Origin of the sequence: uncultured Kordia sp. (assembly GCF_947489565.1) — a bacterium.
Taxonomy (GTDB): Bacteria; Bacteroidota; Bacteroidia; order Flavobacteriales; family Flavobacteriaceae; genus Kordia.
The window spans coordinates 45,909-65,589 of the sequence record NZ_CANLEA010000026.1; the positions used below are offsets into that span (position 1 = coordinate 45,909).

17 protein-coding genes are annotated in these 19,681 nt (G+C 33.7%); 4 read left to right on the forward strand and 13 right to left on the reverse strand.

Features of this window, described 5'->3' with window-relative positions; all coding sequences use genetic code 11:
* Positions 1-92: 92 nt before the first annotated feature.
* The 11 genes from bioA to atpD all read right to left on the reverse strand — a co-directional run bounded on the left by bioA (position 93) and on the right by atpD (position 9,335).
* A complete protein-coding gene (gene bioA / locus Q0845_RS24700; protein WP_298519669.1) occupies positions 93-1,358 on the reverse strand; it encodes an adenosylmethionine--8-amino-7-oxononanoate transaminase in 1,266 nt (421 codons plus the stop codon).
* Positions 1,358-1,969, reverse strand: coding sequence for a dethiobiotin synthase (gene bioD / locus Q0845_RS24705; protein WP_298519671.1), 612 nt, complete (start codon positions 1,967-1,969; stop codon positions 1,358-1,360). Before bioD ends, bioA begins: the two co-directional genes overlap by 1 nt.
* Positions 1,969-2,358 carry a DUF2007 domain-containing protein gene (locus Q0845_RS24710; protein WP_298519673.1) on the reverse strand — a complete coding sequence of 130 codons (390 nt, stop codon included), beginning with the start codon at positions 2,356-2,358 and terminating at the stop codon, positions 1,969-1,971. Before Q0845_RS24710 ends, bioD begins: the two co-directional genes overlap by 1 nt.
* Positions 2,355-3,491, reverse strand: a complete 1,137-nt coding sequence (locus tag Q0845_RS24715) for a pyridoxal phosphate-dependent aminotransferase family protein (protein WP_298519675.1) — start codon at positions 3,489-3,491, stop codon at positions 2,355-2,357. Before Q0845_RS24715 ends, Q0845_RS24710 begins: the two co-directional genes overlap by 4 nt.
* A complete protein-coding gene (locus Q0845_RS24720; protein WP_298519678.1) occupies positions 3,488-3,991 on the reverse strand; it encodes a hypothetical protein in 504 nt (167 codons plus the stop codon). Before Q0845_RS24720 ends, Q0845_RS24715 begins: the two co-directional genes overlap by 4 nt.
* A 37-nt stretch (positions 3,992-4,028) precedes the next feature.
* A complete protein-coding gene (locus Q0845_RS24725) occupies positions 4,029-4,661 on the reverse strand; it encodes an ElyC/SanA/YdcF family protein (RefSeq protein WP_298519681.1) in 633 nt (210 codons plus the stop codon).
* 84 nt (positions 4,662-4,745) lie between these two features.
* Positions 4,746-5,525, reverse strand: coding sequence for a hypothetical protein (locus Q0845_RS24730; protein ID WP_298519685.1), 780 nt, complete (start codon positions 5,523-5,525; stop codon positions 4,746-4,748).
* Between the two features lie 172 nt (positions 5,526-5,697).
* Positions 5,698-6,444 (reverse strand): hypothetical protein, encoded by a 747-nt coding sequence (locus tag Q0845_RS24735; RefSeq protein ID WP_298519687.1) that lies wholly within the window; start codon positions 6,442-6,444, stop codon positions 5,698-5,700.
* 107 nt (positions 6,445-6,551) lie between these two features.
* The gene (locus Q0845_RS24740) at positions 6,552-7,274 is read right to left on the reverse strand and encodes a hypothetical protein (protein ID WP_298519690.1); all 723 of its coding nucleotides are present in this window, start codon (positions 7,272-7,274) and stop codon (positions 6,552-6,554) included.
* Positions 7,275-7,465: 191 nt separating this feature from the next.
* The gene (locus tag Q0845_RS24745) at positions 7,466-7,741 is read right to left on the reverse strand and encodes a F0F1 ATP synthase subunit epsilon (RefSeq protein WP_298519693.1); all 276 of its coding nucleotides are present in this window, start codon (positions 7,739-7,741) and stop codon (positions 7,466-7,468) included.
* A gap of 85 nt (positions 7,742-7,826) precedes the next feature.
* Positions 7,827-9,335: a F0F1 ATP synthase subunit beta gene (gene atpD / locus Q0845_RS24750; protein ID WP_298519696.1), complete on the reverse strand. Its 1,509-nt coding sequence runs from the start codon at positions 9,333-9,335 to the stop codon at positions 7,827-7,829.
* A 385-nt stretch (positions 9,336-9,720) separates the two neighbouring features.
* Here atpD and Q0845_RS24755 point away from each other — a divergent pair, with 385 nt between their 5' ends.
* The 4 genes from Q0845_RS24755 (at position 9,721) to Q0845_RS24770 (ending at position 14,826) form a co-directional block, all read left to right on the forward strand.
* Positions 9,721-10,287 carry a sigma-70 family RNA polymerase sigma factor gene (locus tag Q0845_RS24755; protein WP_298519699.1) on the forward strand — a complete coding sequence of 189 codons (567 nt, stop codon included), beginning with the start codon at positions 9,721-9,723 and terminating at the stop codon, positions 10,285-10,287.
* Complete coding sequence (locus Q0845_RS24760; protein WP_298519702.1) at positions 10,284-11,081, forward strand: hypothetical protein; 798 nt, start codon at positions 10,284-10,286, stop codon at positions 11,079-11,081. Before Q0845_RS24755 ends, Q0845_RS24760 begins: the two co-directional genes overlap by 4 nt.
* 2 nt (positions 11,082-11,083) lie before the next feature.
* Positions 11,084-14,182: a CHAT domain-containing protein gene (locus Q0845_RS24765; RefSeq protein WP_298519704.1), complete on the forward strand. Its 3,099-nt coding sequence runs from the start codon at positions 11,084-11,086 to the stop codon at positions 14,180-14,182.
* A gap of 380 nt (positions 14,183-14,562) precedes the next feature.
* On the forward strand, positions 14,563-14,826 hold the full coding sequence (locus Q0845_RS24770; RefSeq protein ID WP_298519708.1) for a hypothetical protein: 264 nt from the start codon (positions 14,563-14,565) through the stop codon (positions 14,824-14,826).
* A gap of 77 nt (positions 14,827-14,903) precedes the next feature.
* Here the strand turns inward: Q0845_RS24770 and Q0845_RS24775 are convergent, their stop codons facing one another.
* The gene (locus Q0845_RS24775; RefSeq protein WP_298519711.1) at positions 14,904-17,747 is read right to left on the reverse strand and encodes a TonB-dependent receptor; all 2,844 of its coding nucleotides are present in this window, start codon (positions 17,745-17,747) and stop codon (positions 14,904-14,906) included.
* An 80-nt stretch (positions 17,748-17,827) separates the two neighbouring features.
* On the reverse strand, positions 17,828-19,675 hold the full coding sequence (glmS, locus tag Q0845_RS24780; protein WP_298519714.1) for a glutamine--fructose-6-phosphate transaminase (isomerizing): 1,848 nt from the start codon (positions 19,673-19,675) through the stop codon (positions 17,828-17,830).
* Positions 19,676-19,681: the final 6 nt, after the last annotated feature.

Here is a 19,681-nt window from a genome sequence, read left to right on the forward strand (position 1 = left end):
CGAACCTTTTCAGGTTCGCTTTTTTTATGAAAATAGAGCTTGTTCAAATTTGTATTATTTTTTGAATAAAACCCTGGTTTAAAAGCTTCTAATTACAACGTATCAAGAGTTTCACGAATAGCCTGATATATTTGCTCCAATTGTGCATCTGAAGTGACGTATGGCGCTAAAATATAGATGGTATTTCCTAATGGACGCAAACAAACACCTTTACTCATAAACGAATTGAATAATTGATCGCGTAAGTTTCCATAACGTTCCATCTCAATATTAAGATCAAGTGCAAAAATTTGTCCTTGCTGTCGCGTAGCAGCAACTTTTGGATGTTTCTTTATTTCCTGATCAAACTTTTTATGCGATACTTCTATTCGTTGCAAACTGGCTTGAATTTCTTCTGAACACAACAATTCAATTCCCGCAATAGCAGCACTACACGCTACAGGATTTCCCGAATATGTATGTCCGTGAAAGAATCCTTTTTTTATTTCGTCTGCATAAAAAGCATTGTATATTTTTTGACTACAACTCGTAATGGCCATCGGCACCATTCCCGCAGATAACGCTTTGGATAAGCAGATAATATCTGGTTTGGTTTCTATAAATTCTGATGCAAAGTTCTTTCCCGTTTTTCCAAAACCAGTCATAATTTCATCGGCAATGGTAACGACATTGTGTTTTTCTGCAATTTTTAAGATTTCATTGATATGCTCAGCTTTGTGTATTTGCATTGCCGCTGCACCTTGCACTAAAGGTTCATAAACGAAAGCTGCAACTTTATGTTCGGTAATTAGCTTTGTAAATAGTTCTTTTACTTCTTCTAAATTTTCAGCATTTGGCACAGGAATTCTGGCTACATCAATAAAAAAATCTTCAAATGGTCCGTTGTAGACAGATAATCCTGAAACAGACATCGCTCCAAAAGTATCACCGTGAAAACCATTTTCTAAAGCAATGATTTTTCCTCGATGCTCTCCATTGTTAAAATGAAATTGTAGCGCCATTTTTATAGCAACATCAATAGCTGTAGAACCATTGTCTGAGAAGAATAGTTTTTCTTGATTTTCAGGCAGTATTTCAATCAATTTTTCAGAGAGTTCTACTGCTGGTTTATGCGTAAATCCTGTGAAAACTACATGATCCAAACGCTGCATTTGCGCATATACTTTGTCAATAATATATGGATTGCTATGTCCGTACACGCAGGTATACCAAGAGGCAATTCCATCAATATATTCATTACCATTTTCATCATACAAAACAGCTCCTTTTGCGCTGGTAATTGCAATATGATTTGGATGCGATTTGTGCTGCGTTAATGGATGCCAAAGGTGTTTTTTATCTCTTTCTTGTAAGCTCATTATAATTTTTCTTTGAATGTTTCCGCGTATTCGCGAATTACATTTTGATCAAAATACGGTTCTTCATCAATACGTCCAATCACTGGAATATTCGTCATTTTTTTGATGATTGCTTCTGTTGTTGAATGTGCTGCGCCACTGAAAATTAACGATACATTGAATCCTTTTTCTTTCAATAAATTTACCGTCAATAATGTATGATTGATACTTCCTAAGTAATGACGCGAAACCACAATGACATGATATTCAGCTTTAATCACATCTAAAATAGTATGTTCATCATTTAACGGCACTAAAATTCCGCCTGCGCCTTCTATAACCAAATGATTGTCCGTTGCAGGTTCTTGAATGTCTTCTAATTTGATAGTAAGTTTATCAATTGCAGCAGCAGCATGCGGACTCATTGGTGTTTGAAGCGCATAACTATTTGGGTGAATTTTAGTCTTTTTGTTAGAAATATATCTTTCTATTTTATGACTGTCAGAATTGTGTAAATCTCCTGCTTGTACAGGTTTCCAGTAATCCGCCTGTAAAGCTTCTGTTATGATTGCTGAAGCCACTGTTTTCCCTACTTCTGTAGAGATTCCTGTGACAAATATTTTTTTTTGCATTAGTCTTTATTTGGTTTGAATATTTCTCCACACATATTGCACAGGTATCTTTTTGGCTCAATGAATGGAAATAATAAGTATAGAAAACTTTTCTTTGGTGGCGCAATGAGCACTTTGTCTTCATTACAACTAGGACAGATGATTCTATTTCTTTTTCGATCTACTTCATATTCGCGGAATTCGTTGTATAAGGCAATCGCAGCTTCTTTGTCTTGCAGATGCACTTGTAATTTTACACCTCCGATAGCATTACTTATAAACGGATCTACATCTACGGTATATTGGTCTTTTAAGAATACTTCAATGCCTTGCGACATGAATTTCCCTTGCATTACTCGAGCTTCAGCTGTATATTCATAAGAGGCTACTGTATAGAAATCGTTTTTCATGATTGTAGTGTTTGTAATGTGTTTATAACTGCTTTTATTTCTGTTTCCGTATTGTACGAATGTAAGCAGAAACGCAAGCGTTCTTTTCCTTTTGGAACTGTTGGTGACAGAATTGGCTTTACTTGAAATCCTTTTCCTTGAAGTATGTTTGCTACGTTTTTTACATTGTCATTTCCCGAAAGGACACAACAATGAATGGCTGCGTTTCCATCGATAAAATTTAAATTCTTTGTAGCTTTTTGAAAGCTATTTATATTATTGCGTAAACGTTGTATTTCTTTTGTTTGTAAAAGTTCTTCGTACGCTATTTTGATCGTAGCAACCGAATGTGGCGACAATCCTGTAGTGTATATCAAACTTCTAGAAAAGTTGACCAAATAGCTTGTAAGCGTTTCACTTCCCACAATTACAGCGCCATGACAACCTAATGCTTTTCCAAACGTGTAGATTCTGGCAAATACTTCCTTTTCCAAGTTCAGTTCATGTAATAATCCTTGTCCATATTCACCAAAAACACCTAAAGCATGTGCTTCATCTACCACAAGATAACTTTGTGCTGCTTTACAAAGTTGCACCAATGCTTTTAAGTCAGGCGAATCACCATCCATAGAAAATACAGATTCTGTGACTATATAGATTGCTTGATCTATTGTGTTGGATTGTTGTAATTTTTGAATTTTCTCTTGTAAATCAACAAGATCATTATGCTTGAATTTGTATGATTTTGCATGACTCATGCCAATTCCGTCACGAATGGAAGCGTGAATAAATTCATCATATAATATGACATCTCCACGTTGTGGCACTGACGAAAAGAAACCAATATTGGCATCATATCCAGAATTGAACAGTAATGCAGATTCACCATTATGAAATGTACATAGCTGCGTTTCTACTTCTTGATATAACTCATGGTTTCCGGAAAGCAATCGCGAACCTGTAGCGCCATTTTGCTTTAGATTTCGATCTAATAATAGCTGATGTGTTTTGTTGAAAATGCTTTCAGAAATAGCAAATCCGAGGTAATCATTCGAAGAAAAATCAATCTTATTTGTGGAAACAGGAAGTGTTCGCAAGCTATTATTTTGCGTGCGATCTTTTAATTTTGCTTGTATTTTTTTGGGTGTTTTCATACATCAATCCACTTAGAATCATTTGCCACAGTTGCATCTAATAAATCTAATTGTAATCGTTTTGCAAATTGTTTTCCAACTTTTAGTGCTTCTTGCTCATTGGATAAACGATAAATTTTAAAATGCTTGTTTCCAGCACACCATAAATTTACTTCATACAAGTGCATTTCTCTTTTAAATACAGAAATATATTCTAAAGCAGGTAATGGCTTCCATTTTCCCTTTTTGAAGATTAAAAAAGTATATTCATGTTTATATAGACTATTTTTAAAATCGAAATGATAGGACTGTAAGATTGAATAATACAATGCTGGTCCTATAGCGTATATAGCAATTTCTATGTACGTAGCTCCTATTTTAAAATATCCTTTTTCGTAAGTATTGGTATAGTTATAAAATAAAAGAAAGATTGCCGTGAGTGAAGCAGCATAGCAAATAGCAGCAATTAGGTTCTGCCATAATGGTCTATTTCCTTGAGAAATTACAATTCCTTCTTTCATAGCGCAAAAATACAGATTATTCTATGGAGATATAGGGTTATTTGATGGCAATTTTGTCTCCAAGAAATTTTGGTTGTTTTCCAATGACCAAGTCAATACACATAGCTACACGCGCAAAAGTTTCTCGCACTTTTACTTTAAAACCATTGCTTCCTCCTACATCTTTTGCATTGAATCCAACGGCATTGATTCCTTTGGCATTTGCGATGGCAATAGCACGTTCATTATGAAATTGTTGCGAGATGATCGTTACACTTTCTTGTTGGAATATTTCTTTACAACGCACTACAGAATCCAGGGTTCGAAAGCCTGCATAGTCTAAAAATATTTTTTGCTCAGGAATTCCTGCTGCTACTAAATCTTCTTTAAAAGTTGTAGGTTCATCATAATATTTACTACCATTATCGCCACTTACCAATATATATTCTATTTTTCCAGATTTGTACAATTGCACTGCTGCATTGATTCTGTATAAATAAAATAAATTGACTCTTCCGTTTCGGAGATATTTTGCTGTTCCAAGCAATAGTCCTACTTTATTTACGGGCATTTCAGAAACTTTATTGAATGTTTTTCCACTCGAACTAGCTTCTACATACACATTACAACTTATGATACCAATTACTAGTAATAACAGCATCCAAGCTCCTCGTTTTAACCATTTTTTCATTTGAAAATATCTCTAATTTTCTGTTTATATATTAAAAAACCCTTTCAAATTGAAAGGGTTTTCAGTTTGTTTAGTTAGCTATTTTTAAATAGTATTTATATACTGAATTAATTTTTTCAGGCTCTTTTCTTTATTGAGTTTGATGCGATTCTCTTTGATGAATGCATTGATTTCATCTGCTTTGTCAGGAAATAATGCTAAGAGCGCTTTTTTCCTTTTTGGAAGCTTAATAGCATGTCCATTGTGTGCTTTTTCAATAAAGAATTCGCAACGCATGTCTTTGAATTCTGTTGTAATAGAAGAAGCTGAATTTCCATAACTAGCTTTGTTACGCTTCACCATTTTTTTACATTCTTTCTTGTATAACGAAATGTTGTCACTGTCTTCTAGACTAATATAGTACCCTAAATCGTTTTCTTTATCGCTATCAATATTTTCTAAAACTCGGTACGTAATATTATTTGCATGTTGATTGATTACGTAGTTTTTCTTTTTAGAAATTATTAGAATGTCTTCTTTTTCTGCGCCTTTAACTTCCATTTCGTCCATTAGCGCGTTATAACGAACTAAGTATACTTTATTTACCGGAGCAATATTAGCAGTTGTAAATGACTCTTGCATATAAGGCGTTCCAAGAGTATTAGGTCCATAGACAACTCCTTGATTTCTAACAACCACTGAATTTAGGTCATTATCAAAATCCATAGAAGCTCTTAAAGCGAGATCAATACCATCTGCAGGTGGTTTTTCTCCGTAGCTTCCGCCTTTACAATGTTGTGAAAATCCTTCAAAGCTTAGTAGTAAACAAAATACCATAAGGTATGTTAGCTTTTTGAATGTGGTTTTGGTGTGAATTGTTTTCATAAATAATCTTTTTTTGGTTTAATGTTTATTTAAAGTTACAAAAAAATATGAGTGAGCGAAATTATTGAAGTATTTTTCACAAATAAGTATTTGATTTTGTTTTATTTACATAAAAAAAGCATCAAACTTTAACGCTTGATGCTTTTATTATTTTGTATATGTAAGTATCTAATTACAATAAATTAACGTATGTAATTATTGCTTTCAAATCTTGATCTTTTGTCACTCTCAACTTATTTTCTTTCATAAATGCCTTTACAACATCTCTTTTATCTCCAAAAAGTTTTGCAACGCCTCTTCGTGTTCTAGGAAGTTTCTGAACATTTCCGCTACCATTAAATTCTACATAATATACAGTTTTCATTGGCTGAAATTCTGTAACAATTTCTGGTGCTGGCGTCATGTACGGAGTACTTTCCAAGCCAACTGCTAGCGTTTTAGCATTCTTTTTGTAAAGAGAAACATAATCACTTTCCAATAAAACTTCATAATATCCTAAGAGGCTTTTGTCTTCTCTATCGTCTCCATCTAAAATTTTATAAATGGCCCCATTTTCAGTAAAGACAATTTTATCCCTAAGGCGACTCTTATTTATCCAACCTTGTTTTTCTTCACTTTGCACTTCCATTTCATCAAGAAACGCATTGTAACGTGCTTTAACTTCTGTTTCAGTTGAGTCTACACCTATTACCGGACTAAACTCTTCATCAAAATACTGCGAACCTTCTGCAACTTCAATTAAGCTTTTATTCGGGTTTACATATCCGAGTCCAAATAATGGATTAAAGTGTGGTACAAGAAAAAATGTGAGTGTTGGTGTATTGTTTCGTTTTAACGTTATCGTTTGTTGCGAATACATGTTAGACACGAATAACAACATTGCTACACTAAGGCAACTGGTTTTAAAAAATGATCTCATAGCTTTTGGTTTTAATTGTTAATATGTAAAAATATCTTACTTAAATACCACAAAAACCTTACCAAATTTCATTTTTTAAAAAGCTTTTTTTAATTCAAAAGACTCTTTTACAATGAGTTGACATATCTAATCAATTTTACTAGATCTTTTTCTTTAGTAAGTTTGATTTTGTTTTCTTTGATAAAGGCTTTTACCTCTTTTTCTTTGCTAGCAAATAACTTGATTACAGATTTTTTCTTTCTTGGAAGTTTTACTGCAGTTCCATTATCACCATATTCTATATAGAACTCACTTTTTTGCTCTTTGTATTTTGCAGAAGTTCCTCCTAGATTCCCGTTATAAGCAGCCTGTTTTACTTCTACAAACTTTTTTCTATCCTTTCTATATAGTTTTACATTTTTTCCTTTAGTTAACTGTATATAGTATCCTAGCTTTTCATCTTTTTTACTTTCAACATGCTCTAGAATTTTATAGGTAATATTCCCTTTATTCTGATTGATGATGTAGTTTTTGTTCGTCTTATTCATGATCAATGTATCATTCTTCTGAATAACTTCCATTACATCCAAAGCTACATTGTAACGCACCATAAACACTTTATCTATTGGCGAAATACTTGCTGAGTTGAAGGTTTCATCATAATAAGGTGTTCCTTCTATATTTGCAGCCAATACTCTTGCCATGTTTTTTTGAAGTATTGCTTGCGACGATAGATCATTATGGAACATTGACGCTTGCACTGCTTGTCTAGCTGTTTGAGAGAATCCTATAGTAGTTACTAAAATTAGACCACAAAGGGCTACTAATTTTTTCTTGATGGGTAATTTCATAACATTTTTCTTTTTATACGTGAGTGAATTTACGAATAGAATCGTGTTGATTCCAAATTATTTATTCTTTTTTTAACAAGCATCAAATATCAGTCCATTTTTTAAATAGCATGATTTTTAGCTGTCTAGCATAAAAAAAGCATCAAACTATATGTTTGATGCTTTTTGTATTTTGATGTGATTAGCAAAAGTTAGTCTGCCAATACAATGACTTTATTGTCTTTCATTTCAATAGTACCAGAACTGATCGTTAAGATCGTTTCTTTACCATCTTGTGTAAACTTATCAGCGATATCTTCATCGAGTGTAATATCTCCTTGAATTTTCACATTTCCTGCACCTAGCAATGATACGATTGGTGCGTGATTGTTTAACATTTGAAACTCTCCATTGATTCCTGGAACCGCTACCGAAGTAACTTCTCCACTAAATAACATCGCTTCTGGTGTAACAATTTCTAAATACATATTTTTCTAGTATTGAGTTATGAGTATTGAGTCATGAGTTTTAGCAGTTATTTCACCACTAATATCTCATTACTCACTACTTATATTAAGCTTCTGCAAGCATTTTTTCTCCAGCTTCAATAGCTTCTTCAATCGTTCCTTTTAAGTTAAAAGCAGCTTCTGGCAAGTGATCTAATTCTCCATCCATAATCATGTTGAATCCTTTGATCGTTTCCTTAATATCTACTAATACTCCTGGAATTCCTGTAAATTGCTCTGCTACGTGGAAAGGCTGAGACAAGAAACGTTGTACACGACGTGCACGGTTTACTGCCATTTTATCTTCTTCAGATAATTCTTCCATACCTAAGATAGCAATAATATCTTGTAATTCTTTGTAACGTTGTAATAACTCTTTTACATTAGTAGCACAGTCATAATGCTCATCACCTAAAATATCTGCTGATAAAATTCTTGATGTAGAATCTAACGGATCTACCGCTGGATAAATACCAAGCTCGGCAATTTTACGAGACAATACTGTTGTTGCATCTAAGTGGGCAAATGTTGTTGCTGGTGCTGGATCCGTTAAATCATCCGCAGGTACGTAAACCGCCTGTACAGATGTAATAGATCCTTTCTTAGTAGAAGTAATACGCTCCTGCATTGTACCCATTTCTGTTGCTAATGTAGGTTGGTATCCTACCGCTGATGGCATACGTCCTAAAAGTGCTGATACCTCAGAACCTGCTTGTGTAAAACGGAAAATGTTATCTACGAAGAAAAGTACGTCTTTCCCTTGTCCATCTCCTGCTCCATCACGGAAGTATTCTGCAATTGTTAATCCTGATAAGGCAACTCGTGCACGTGCTCCAGGAGGCTCATTCATCTGACCGAAAACGAATGTTGCTTTCGATTCTTTCATGGCTTTTTTATCTACTTTAGATAAATCCCATCCACCTTCTTCCATAGAGTGCATAAAATCATCACCATATTTGATAATTCCAGATTCTAACATCTCACGTAAAAGGTCATTTCCTTCACGTGTTCTTTCTCCTACTCCTGCGAATACTGAAAGTCCACCGTGACCTTTTGCAATATTGTTAATCAACTCCTGAATTAATACTGTTTTACCTACTCCGGCACCACCAAATAATCCAATTTTTCCACCTTTTGCATAAGGCTCAATCAAATCAATTACTTTAATACCTGTAAATAATACTTCTGTAGAAGTTGATAAATCTTCAAACTTTGGCGCTTCTCTGTGGATAGATAATCCGTTTGAACCATCTTTTGGCAATTCTCCCAATCCATCGATAGCATCTCCGATAACGTTAAATAATCGACCGTATACATCGTCGCCAATAGGCATTTTAATAGAGTCACCCGTAGTCAGTACGTCTGTACCTCTACTTAGACCATCTGTTGAATCCATAGAAATGGTACGCACTGTGTTTTCTCCAACATGTGACTGTACTTCTAATACTAATTTTGTACCATCTGCTTTTGCTATTTCTAAAGAATCGTAAATTCTTGGAAGTTCGTTCCCAGCGCTGAATTCTACATCAACAACAGGACCTATAATTTGTGCAACTTTACCTGTAACTTTTGACATTACTTAAGTGTTTAATGTTTAGGTTATTAAATATCGAAAAATGAATTTCATATTTTATGCTAAAACATGACCTTTTTTCGCGGTGCAAAGATATATTTTATTAATTAAAATAAGTAGTGTTTTGTAATGATTTTTAAGAATTCTCAAAAAAACTTCATGAAGTCTTTGTTTTCTTGTGATTTTATTATTGCACAAAAAGAAAAACTATTGTTTTTGATGTTTTCGTCATCATACCTTTCTATTTTTTTTATATATTTCCTCTCAGCCTGAGCGGTTTTTACTCTTAACGCTGAGACAATAATTATAGAGTTCCCCCTTAAAATACTTTATTACTTATTAAAACAATCCTATTTACAAAATAACATAATATAGCGTTATTGATTGTATGACATCTAAACAAAGTAATTTTTTAAGTATTCTTTCTAAGGGAAAAGAAGAAGATATTCTTGTTCTTTATGAGGAAGTATTTCCGAAGGTATTGCACTTTATCACAACCAATAATGGACATATTAGTGATGCTGAAGATGTTTTTCAGAAAGCATTGCTTCAGATTATTGTTAGATATAGAAAAGAACCATTTACAATTAAAGCTTCTTTTGAGAATTATTTTTTTACAGTCTGTCGTAATTTGTGGAGACGCGAATTGAATAGCTCCAAATTAAAAACACACCATCTTGAGACGATTGAAAATATAAGCAATCATGATGATTCAGCCTTTGCTATGGTAGAACAAGAACGCTACGAGTTGTTTCATGAAAAACTAGCGTTGCTTTCCGAGAATTGTAAAAATATTCTAGAACTGTTTTTCAAAAAAATACCGTATTCCACCATCATGCAAAAATTCCAATACAATTCTGAAAATGTAGTGCGACAACGTATTTTTAAATGTAAAAAACGACTTGTTGAACTTATAAAAAAAGATGCTAGATATAATGATTTAAAAGATATATGATGGAAGATGATATACTCATAGAACGATATTTGAAAGGTACACTTTCCGAACAGGAAGAAATAGATTTTTTGAGCCGACTCAATACAGACACTTCTTTTAAAGAGCAAGTACAACTTGAACAACAAATGTTTACAGTTCTTGGCGATACGTATTGGAGTTTTGCCAGCAATCATACACATGAAAAAGTTGAAGCGTATAAAAAAATGCTTGAAAGTGAAGAAACAAGCACATTGAAATCTACCATTTCAAACGCGAATGAAACTTATAAAAAGACACCTCAAAATCAATCTAATCAACCTGAAAGCAAACGTTCCATATTACATACTAAACTGATATTGCGCATTGCTGCTGTATTGATCATTTTCATTTCTATTCTTTGGTTTTACAGCAATGATAAAGTAGACTACAAAGCTATTGCTACAAAAGCATGGAATAAGAATATTGGTTTAGATTTTACTGTAAGAAATGGCACTTCAAATAGTACCAAAGTTAGTTTAGCCAACGCTTTACAGTTTTATAACAATAAGAAATATGAGCAAGTGATAGCATCACTCAAAAAGTATACAACGACTTCTTCTCATTATAAAGACATTTTAGTCATACGTGCTGTAACACATTATAAACTAGGTAAAACCTCAATAGCACTTAAAACCCTGGACAGCTTGAAAACCTATGCTCCAGATATTGCGAAATGGTATAAAGGATTGATTCATTTAGAAAATAACGAACTAGATAAAGCTTCTCAGTATATACAAATTCCCACAAAATCTAACCAAGACATTAAACTTAAATAAACATGAAAAAAGGTAGTTATTTTGTGTATGTTTTCCTTTTATTAGGATTGCCAATAATGTTATTCGCTCAAAAGGACTCAACAGCGCAAATACAATTAAATAAAGGACATGAATTGTTGTTTAATAGCAATTACACAGAAGCTTCTAAAGTGTTTGAAGAAGCATTGACTATAGCTACAAACACTGACGATACTTCAAAAATTGCTGCTGCTTATAATGGCTTATCAATGACAAGCAAGCGCAAATCAGATTTAAGATCCGCTTTCGAATATGCGCAAAAAGCACTGGAATATAGTAGAAAAGGAAAAGAACAAAATACTAGAGAAGAAGCAAGTGCTTTGGAAAACCTCTCCATTGTTCAAAGTTTTATAGGAGACGTAGAGACTTCCCTTAAAAATAGTACGGCAGCTTTAGAAATTCGCTTGACATATTTTAAAGACGAGAAACTTGCTCTTGCACGCTCTTATTTCTACAATAGTATATCCTTACATGGAATTAGAAAGATTCCAGAAGCTCTTAAAAAACTAGATATTGCGCTGCAAATACAGACACCAGAAACTCCACAAAGCATCATTTTACATGCAGATATCTATCAAACGAAAGGACATATATTTTATGATTTAGGAAAAAACAATCAAGCACTTACTCTTTTTGAAAAAACACTCCAATTGGCGCAAAAAGCACACGATACTAATAATCCATATTTTGGAAATGTGTATAACGATATTGGCTTGATACATTCTATTAACGGACACTATCATGAAAGCATCAAGTATTATAAAAAAGCATTGAGTATTAGCATTCATAATTACGGCATTGACAATCATGATCAGCAAGTACGCATTCACTTTAATATAGGCACATCTTATCATTTTCTAGACATCAAGGACAAAGCGCTGTTTCATACCAACAAAACTTTAGAACTCGGCACTAAATTTTATGGACCTAATCATCCTTCAATGCATTATCCGTATAGTCAATTGGGGAATATTTATGGTGGCGAGAAAGGAATTCCTTATCTGGAAAAGTCACTTGAAATTTGCTTAAACAGTCCCCAAATAAATTATGTCATCACTTCTTTTCAATATCAATATTTGGCCGTGCTCCATAAAGAAATTGAAGATTATGAAGCAGCACAAACCTATTTTCAAAAAGCATTAGATATTAGACTTAAGATTCATGGCAGGCAGAATGTCAACACGATTCGTTCATTGAATAATATTGCAAAAATTCATCTCTTAAAAAAAGAGTTTCAAAAGGCGAATATTTTTAATGAAAGAGCACTGAAAAACAATCAACTTACGAATACAAATTCTTCGAATCATTTGCCGTCAACCAATTATGTAAATAGTGATTTATTATTGGAGACTTTAAAAACGAAAGCTGATATCTTTTTGGCTCAATTTGAAGAGACGCATGAAAAAAAGTATTTGAAAGAAAGTATACGATATTACCGTGAAGCGGCTTCGTTTATTGATTTAGCTCGAAAATCGAAACGAAATCATGAGGATAAAATGAAGTTTTCAGAAACCATTAAAGCAATTTATATTAAAAATACAGAAACTGCATTGTTGTTGGATGAACTTGAAAATTCGACTTCTTCCTTAGAAAATTCATTTTATGCTTCCGAAAAAAGCAAAGCACATACATTGCGAGAATTGCTTCAACAAGCTGAACTTAAACGCAACTCAAATATACAGCCAACGATGAGCGATTTGGAACAAACTGTAAATACGGAGATTGCGATTTTACAATCGGAAATTTTAGAAGAAGTTTCTAAAGGAAATAGCGATTCTCTGAAGATTTATGAATTGGAAGGAAGAGTTTTTGACTTGAACAAACGAAAAGATTCGCTTGAAAAACATATTGAAATTGCGTTTCCAAAATACTATAAATTAAAATATCAAAATACGGCTATAGAGGTTTCTACAATCCAAGAAAAATTAAACAACAATACCACACTGATCGAATTTTTTAAAGAGAAAAATACCGTCTATATTTTTACGATCACAAAACAATCATTCCATACAGAAAGAGTTCAAATAGACAATGTAGATTCCAAAATTACCGATTTAAACACTGCAATTATCCACAAAGATCAAGTTCAATTTCGCAAACATGCTTCCAACTTGTATCAAGAATTGATTGCGCCTGTAAAAAAACATATTGTAGGTGATGAATTGATTATTATTCCTGATGAATCTTTATGGCGGATTCCATTTGATTTATTATTGACAGAAACGTCTAAAAACGAAGAAAAGCCAGCTTATTTATTGTATGAGTATGCAATTAGCTATACAAATTCTGCAAGTTTATTTTTTGATGAATCTGAAAACATTCAAACTTCAAATTTCAAGAACGAATGTGCTGCTTTTTCATTTACAAGCACAGATACACTCCAAAAAAACAACAACACAATTCGCTTGGAAGAATTGCGAAACTCTCAAATTGACTTGCCAGGCACACGCGAAGAGATTCAGAAAATATCAACTATTTTAGATGGTACTTATTTTTATGGAAATGCTGCCAATGAAATGAACTTCAAAAAATATGCAAATACTTCTAGAGTTTTGCATTTGGCGTTGCATGGTGATATTGATAACAATAATCCTGATAACTTGAAAATTTACTTTTCCGAAGGAAGCACTACAGAAGACGATATATTATTTAGTCATGAATTGTATTCAATGCACATTCCAGCAAATTTAGTAGTACTGAGCGCTTGCAACACAGGAAACGGCAAAGTAAATAGAGCAGAAGGAATTCAAAGTCTTGGAAATGCATTTCAATATGCCGGAGCAAAGAGTTTGTTGTTGAGTAGCTGGGAAATTTCAGATAAAACGACACCTGAAATTATGCGTCAATTTTATAAGAATATAAAAGAAGGCATGCCAAAACATAAAGCATTACAGCAAGCTAAAATAGATTTTCTACAAAATGCAGATACATTTGATGCCGCGCCTTTTTATTGGGGAAGTTTTTATTTGCTAGGAAACACACAACCCATTCAGTTTGAAACCTATAATTATACATATTGGCTCATAGGAATCAGTATATTTCTACTACTGTTATTTTTTATTCTTAAAAAGAAAAGGCGCTAATTTCAAACAGCTAAATATCAGTACTTTAAAAATTATTCACATTATTTTCTCAAAAAAAGTGAAAAATACTGGGTAACAAATCTCTTTTTTTGGAACTATAAGTTATGGGGAGTAACTGTTTTAAATTTAAAAATACGCTAATTGACAACAAATACTTCGTTATGCTTTGGCGTAAATTCAATTTGAATATCACTAGTTTTTACGACTTCTTCTTTAGAGCAAACATCACTATTCTCTCCTTATTTTCAATTCAAAACACAAAAGATACTTACATAAAAACCGATTGTTATCTTTTTAAAAATATTCTTTCGCGAAGAATAGACACAAAAGTGAGTGTCTTAAAATGTTCACTAAGGAATTAACTCTTACACATTTAAATTATGAAAAAAAGAAATCTTAAATCATTACGTCTTAACAAGAATACAGTTTCTAGTCTTAAATCAGAAAATGTTAAAGGTGGAGCAACACAGTCTTGTTTTATTGATGTGGATACAAATTGTGCAAAATCGGTAGGTTGCAACTTTACTGTTACCTGTCCAACAAATGCATGTCCAACTGACACATGCCCAACAAATACATGTCCTCCTCCAACAGCATTTACATGTATTTTAAGCATCTCTTGTCCTGCAAACGGAATTTGCTAATACTATTTCAAATTGAATATTAAAAAAATAGGCTGCCCATTGGCAGCCTATTTTATATACATATATTTTATATTTTCTTATTGGTTGATCACCCAAGAAATAAAGTATTGCGAACCAATAGTTCCTACTCCAGGTGCACTTACATATTCATGTCCTAAAACATTTGCCGCTCCTAGTTTGAATGTTGATTTCTTGTAACGGTAGTTAACTTGTACGTCAAATAATGAACGTGCTGTTACCATACCATCTGCAAACGTTGATTCCCAAAGGAAAGAATCGTTCCATCTCCAGTTTATATTAAATCCGAAGTTATCGAAAAGGTTTCTGTTTCCAAAAGAAGCTTTTACTTTATGCTCTGGCGTATTGAAATTTGTTTCAAAATCAGGATCGCTCGCTTGGTCAAAATCAAGTTTTGCGTATGTATAGTTGATTCCAAAATCATAATCTCCAAATACTTTCGTGTTTGCTCCAATTGCAACTCCATAAGAGTTGATATCAGCATTAGAGTTAGAGTATAATTGGAAAGGTGTAAAGTCACCATTAGCTGCCGCAATTAATGCATTTGGCGTTGGCGCTCCACCTACAGGAGTTAAATCTGTAATATCAGATAAATCTACATTACCATAGTTAGGAACAATTACTGTTCTGTTAGCAATGAAATCTTTGTATGCGTTGTAATATGCACTTACATCGATAGAAATATTATCATATACAATTCCACGATATCCTACTTCAAATGCAGACACTTGCTCTGGCTTTACAAACTCAACATTTGCTCTTTGTAACAATGCTGGGTTTGGCGCACCTGCTGCTGCACTGGCTCCAAATGCTTGGAAAGAAGACAATGTGTATGAATTGTTATACGCATCGTTTCCTGTTAGAGTTACCGTTCTATCCAATCCAAATGCTTCCAATCCTGCTGGGAAGTTGTTTGTAATTGGTCTTGTTGTATAACGATCTAAGTTATCTGGCGCCGATCCTACTAAGATTGCATTACCAACATCTAAACCAATATATTGATCTTGTGTTGTTGGATTACGGAAACCTGTTTGGAAAGAAGCTCTGAAATTGTGTTTTTTATCCTCATCTGGAGAATATACTAAAGATAATCTTGGAGAAACATTTCCATCAAAGTTCTGTGCTTTATCATAACGAATAGAACCTGTAAATTTCATTTTATCCTCCATGAATTTTTTCTGTACTTGCACGTACGCTCCATATTCATCATATCTAATTGGTCCATCAATATCAGTAAAGATAGTTCCTTGAGAATCTAATACGTACTCACGGTATGATCCACCAACTTGAATATCTGCTACATCAATTAAGTGAGAGAAGTTATAGTTTACATCTACGTGGTATAATTTCGTATTGTCAATAAATCTTGATCCTGTTAATAAGTCACCATCAGCAGTTACTGCATTTAAAGCATTTCTAAATCCTGATGTACCTGGCACTAAACGACCTGTATCTGCTAAACCTCTAGCAAATGCGTGTGCCACATTAGGATCACCTGGCGTAACACCCGGAATTGCTCCTGTGATTGCTCCTAAGTATCCTGTAGCGTATTCTGTAAACCATTGTTGATCTGACTTCCATCTTCTGTTGATGTTAATCGCAGTAAAACGCGTATCGTATGAATCTCCGGCTTTTTCAGCAGTTACATATCCACGAATAAAAAAGTTATCATTACGAACCTCTAATTTATGCTGTTGCATGAAGAAGTTTTTAATAGAATATCTGTTTGCTCCTTGATAGATTGTATTTCCACGACCTATTTTTGAATTCCAAATAACCGTAAAGTCATTTGCCCAAGGCTTATAGTGCAATGCTAAATCAGCTTTTACACTTTCTGCATCATAATCCATTAAGTCACGCTCTTCATACCCTGTTCTCGAGATTGCTGCATTACCAAAAGTTCCTGCTGGCGCTCCTGCTAAAGAATCAAAATCTAATGTGGTAGAAACTTCATCTCCATAAATATTTAATCCGTTATAATTAGGATCAGATGCTCTAGTTCCAGCAATAGCAGTTCCTGTAGCATTGTAGTTTGTATAATCTGTAGCAAACCATTCTGTACCATTAAGGAATGAGAAAGAAGCTTTTACGGCTACTTTATCACTAAAAGCATGTGCTGCTCTAAACCCAAAGTCTACAAAATTGTTATCACCTGCATTTTCAGATGAAGTCATTCCTGTTTTTGCGTAAAAACTAACTCCTTGTTCTTTGAAAGGATCTTTACTACGCATAAACATAATTCCGTTAAAAGCATTCGCTCCGTATAATGCAGAAGATGCTCCAGGTAATAATTCTACTGTTGCAACATCTAATTCAGACATTCCTAGTAAATTTCCTAAGGCAAAGTTTAAGGCTGGCGAAGAATTGTCCATTCCATCTACCAATTGCATGAATCTTGTATTGGCAAATGTTGCGAAACCTCTTGTGTTGACAGATTTAAACGTTAAACTGTTTGTATTCACATCAACACCTTTTAAGTTTTCTAAGGCATCATAATAATTTGGCGAAGATGCATTTTTGATGGCTCTAGCATCCATGCGTTCTACCGTTACTGGTGATTCTCGTATTCTCTCTGGCGTTCTCGAGGCTGAAAGAACGATTTCGTCCAACTCTGTTCCTTCTTTCAGAACAATAGTAACGTCTTCATTGTTTTTTGTAATTTCTACAGTTGCAGAATCAAATCCGATACTACTCGCTGTAATTTTGAAAGGTGGTTCTTGATTTACTACTAATTTGAATTTTCCATCAAAATCAGTACTAGTTCCAGTAGAAGATCCTACTACTAAAATGTTAACACCTGGGATTGGCATGTTATTGCCATCAACAACTTTTCCACTGATATTGGTTTGTGCAAATAGACTCGCACAAACCAACATAGCTAAAATTGATAGATATGCTCTCATAAGTCTTTTTGGTTTAGTTATTATGAGAACAATATACGCTTTTTTAGGATATCCTTAAAAAAAGCGTTAATATTTTAAAGTTATTCTACCGTTACAGATTTTGCCAAGTTTCTTGGCTGATCTACATTGCAATCGCGCATTACTGCTATATAATACGACAATAATTGTAATGGAATCGTTGTTAATAAGGGAGTTAGCAACTCTAGTGTTTCAGGAATTTCAATCACATAATCAGCAATTTTCTTGATGCTTTTATCACCTTGCATTACGACTGCAATAATTTTTCCTTTTCTAGATTTTATCTCTTGAATATTACTTACTACTTTTTCGTAGTGTCCTTTACGAGTTGCAATAACCACAACTGGCATTTGCTCATCAATTAATGCAATAGGTCCGTGCTTCATTTCTGCCGCAGGATATCCTTCTGCATGTATGTATGAAATCTCTTTTAATTTTAAGGCTCCTTCTAAAGCTACAGGGAAATTATACCCTCTTCCTAAGTATAAGAAGTTGGTAGCATCTTTGTAAATATTAGAGATGGTCTTTACGTGATTGTCAGATTCAAGTGTTTTTTCAACTTTTGCAGGAATAGCATCCATTTCAGATAAATACTGATGGAATTCCGATGTTGAGATGGTTCCTTTTTTCTGAGCTAGTTTTAACGCAATTAAAGTCAATACTGTAATTTGTGTTGTAAATGCTTTTGTAGAAGCTACTCCAATTTCTGGACCTGCATGCGTATATGCTCCAGCATCTGTTTCTCTTGAAATAGATGATCCTACTACATTACATACACCAAAGACAAATGCTCCTTTGCTTTTTGCCAATTTGATCGCTGCCATTGTATCTGCTGTTTCTCCCGATTGAGAAATGGCAATTACGACATCATTTTCAGTGATTACAGGGTTTCTGTATCTAAACTCAGAAGCATATTCTACCTCTACAGGAATTCTTGTAAGGTTTTCAAATACATATTCAGCTACCAATCCTGCATGCCAAGATGTTCCGCAAGCAACAATGATAATTCTATTTGCATTTAAAAACTTTTCAATATTGTCATCGACTCCAGCCATACGAATAATACCTTCGTTTGACAGCATTCTTCCTCTGAACGTATCCAAAATTGCTCTCGGTTGCTCATATATTTCTTTCAACATAAAGTGATCGTAACCACCTTTTTCAATCTGCTCTAAGTTTAATTGTAGTTCTTGAACGTACGGATCTACTAAAGAATCATCTTTAATTTTACGAACTTTTACTTTTTTACCTCTACGCACAATGGCCATTTCTTCATCTTCAAGGTAAATTGCATTGTTTGTATATTCAATAAAAGGAGTTGCATCAGAAGCAATAAAAAATTCTTCTTCTCCAATACCAATTACTAACGGACTTCCGAGTCTTGCAACTACAATTTCGTCCGGTTTGTTTTTATCAAATACCGCAATCGCATACGCACCTACAACTTGATTCAATGCAATTTGCACTGCCTTTCCAAGTTTTACATCTTCATTTTTCTTTACATCTTCAATAAGGTTTACCAATACTTCTGTATCTGTATCCGATTGAAATGTGTAACCTCTATTGATTAATTCTTGCTTTAATGGCTCATAATTTTCAATAATTCCATTATGAATAATTACCAATTCGCCTGAATTTGAATAATGAGGATGCGAGTTTACGTCATTAGGTTCTCCATGAGTAGCCCAACGTGTATGGCCAATAGCTAAAGATCCATCGATTGAGATTTCATTTTTCACACGACTTTCTAAATCGGCAACCTTTCCTTTTGTTTTGGATAGCTTGATGTTTTTACCATCATATATGGCAACTCCTGCACTATCATATCCTCTATACTCAAGTCTTTTTAAACCTTTTAGTACCACAGGATATGCTTCTCTGTGACCTATATAACCTACGATTCCGCACATAATTTT

Excerpts from the sequence above, each read along its gene's own strand:
- bioD (WP_298519671.1), bottom strand. The coding sequence starts at position 1,969 with ATGCAAAAAAAAATATTTGTCACAGGAATCTCTACAGAAGTAGGGAAA.
- Q0845_RS24755 (WP_298519699.1), top strand. The coding sequence starts at position 9,721 with ATGACATCTAAACAAAGTAATTTTTTAAGTATTCTTTCTAAGGGAAAA.
- Q0845_RS24725 (WP_298519681.1), bottom strand. The coding sequence starts at position 4,661 with ATGAAAAAATGGTTAAAACGAGGAGCTTGGATGCTGTTATTACTAGTA.
- Q0845_RS24715 (WP_298519675.1), bottom strand. The coding sequence starts at position 3,491 with ATGAAAACACCCAAAAAAATACAAGCAAAATTAAAAGATCGCACGCAA.
- Q0845_RS24745 (WP_298519693.1), bottom strand. The coding sequence starts at position 7,741 with ATGTATTTAGAAATTGTTACACCAGAAGCGATGTTATTTAGTGGAGAA.
- Q0845_RS24735 (WP_298519687.1), bottom strand. The coding sequence starts at position 6,444 with ATGAGATCATTTTTTAAAACCAGTTGCCTTAGTGTAGCAATGTTGTTA.
- bioA (WP_298519669.1), bottom strand. The coding sequence starts at position 1,358 with ATGAGCTTACAAGAAAGAGATAAAAAACACCTTTGGCATCCATTAACG.
- Q0845_RS24765 (WP_298519704.1), top strand. The coding sequence starts at position 11,084 with ATGAAAAAAGGTAGTTATTTTGTGTATGTTTTCCTTTTATTAGGATTG.
- Q0845_RS24770 (WP_298519708.1), top strand. The coding sequence starts at position 14,563 with ATGAAAAAAAGAAATCTTAAATCATTACGTCTTAACAAGAATACAGTT.
- Q0845_RS24740 (WP_298519690.1), bottom strand. The coding sequence starts at position 7,274 with ATGAAATTACCCATCAAGAAAAAATTAGTAGCCCTTTGTGGTCTAATT.
- Q0845_RS24710 (WP_298519673.1), bottom strand. The coding sequence starts at position 2,358 with ATGAAAAACGATTTCTATACAGTAGCCTCTTATGAATATACAGCTGAA.
- Q0845_RS24720 (WP_298519678.1), bottom strand. The coding sequence starts at position 3,991 with ATGAAAGAAGGAATTGTAATTTCTCAAGGAAATAGACCATTATGGCAG.
- atpD (WP_298519696.1), bottom strand. The coding sequence starts at position 9,335 with ATGTCAAAAGTTACAGGTAAAGTTGCACAAATTATAGGTCCTGTTGTT.
- Q0845_RS24730 (WP_298519685.1), bottom strand. The coding sequence starts at position 5,525 with ATGAAAACAATTCACACCAAAACCACATTCAAAAAGCTAACATACCTT.
- Q0845_RS24760 (WP_298519702.1), top strand. The coding sequence starts at position 10,284 with ATGATGGAAGATGATATACTCATAGAACGATATTTGAAAGGTACACTT.
- glmS (WP_298519714.1), bottom strand. The coding sequence starts at position 19,675 with ATGTGCGGAATCGTAGGTTATATAGGTCACAGAGAAGCATATCCTGTG.
- Q0845_RS24775 (WP_298519711.1), bottom strand. The coding sequence starts at position 17,747 with ATGAGAGCATATCTATCAATTTTAGCTATGTTGGTTTGTGCGAGTCTA.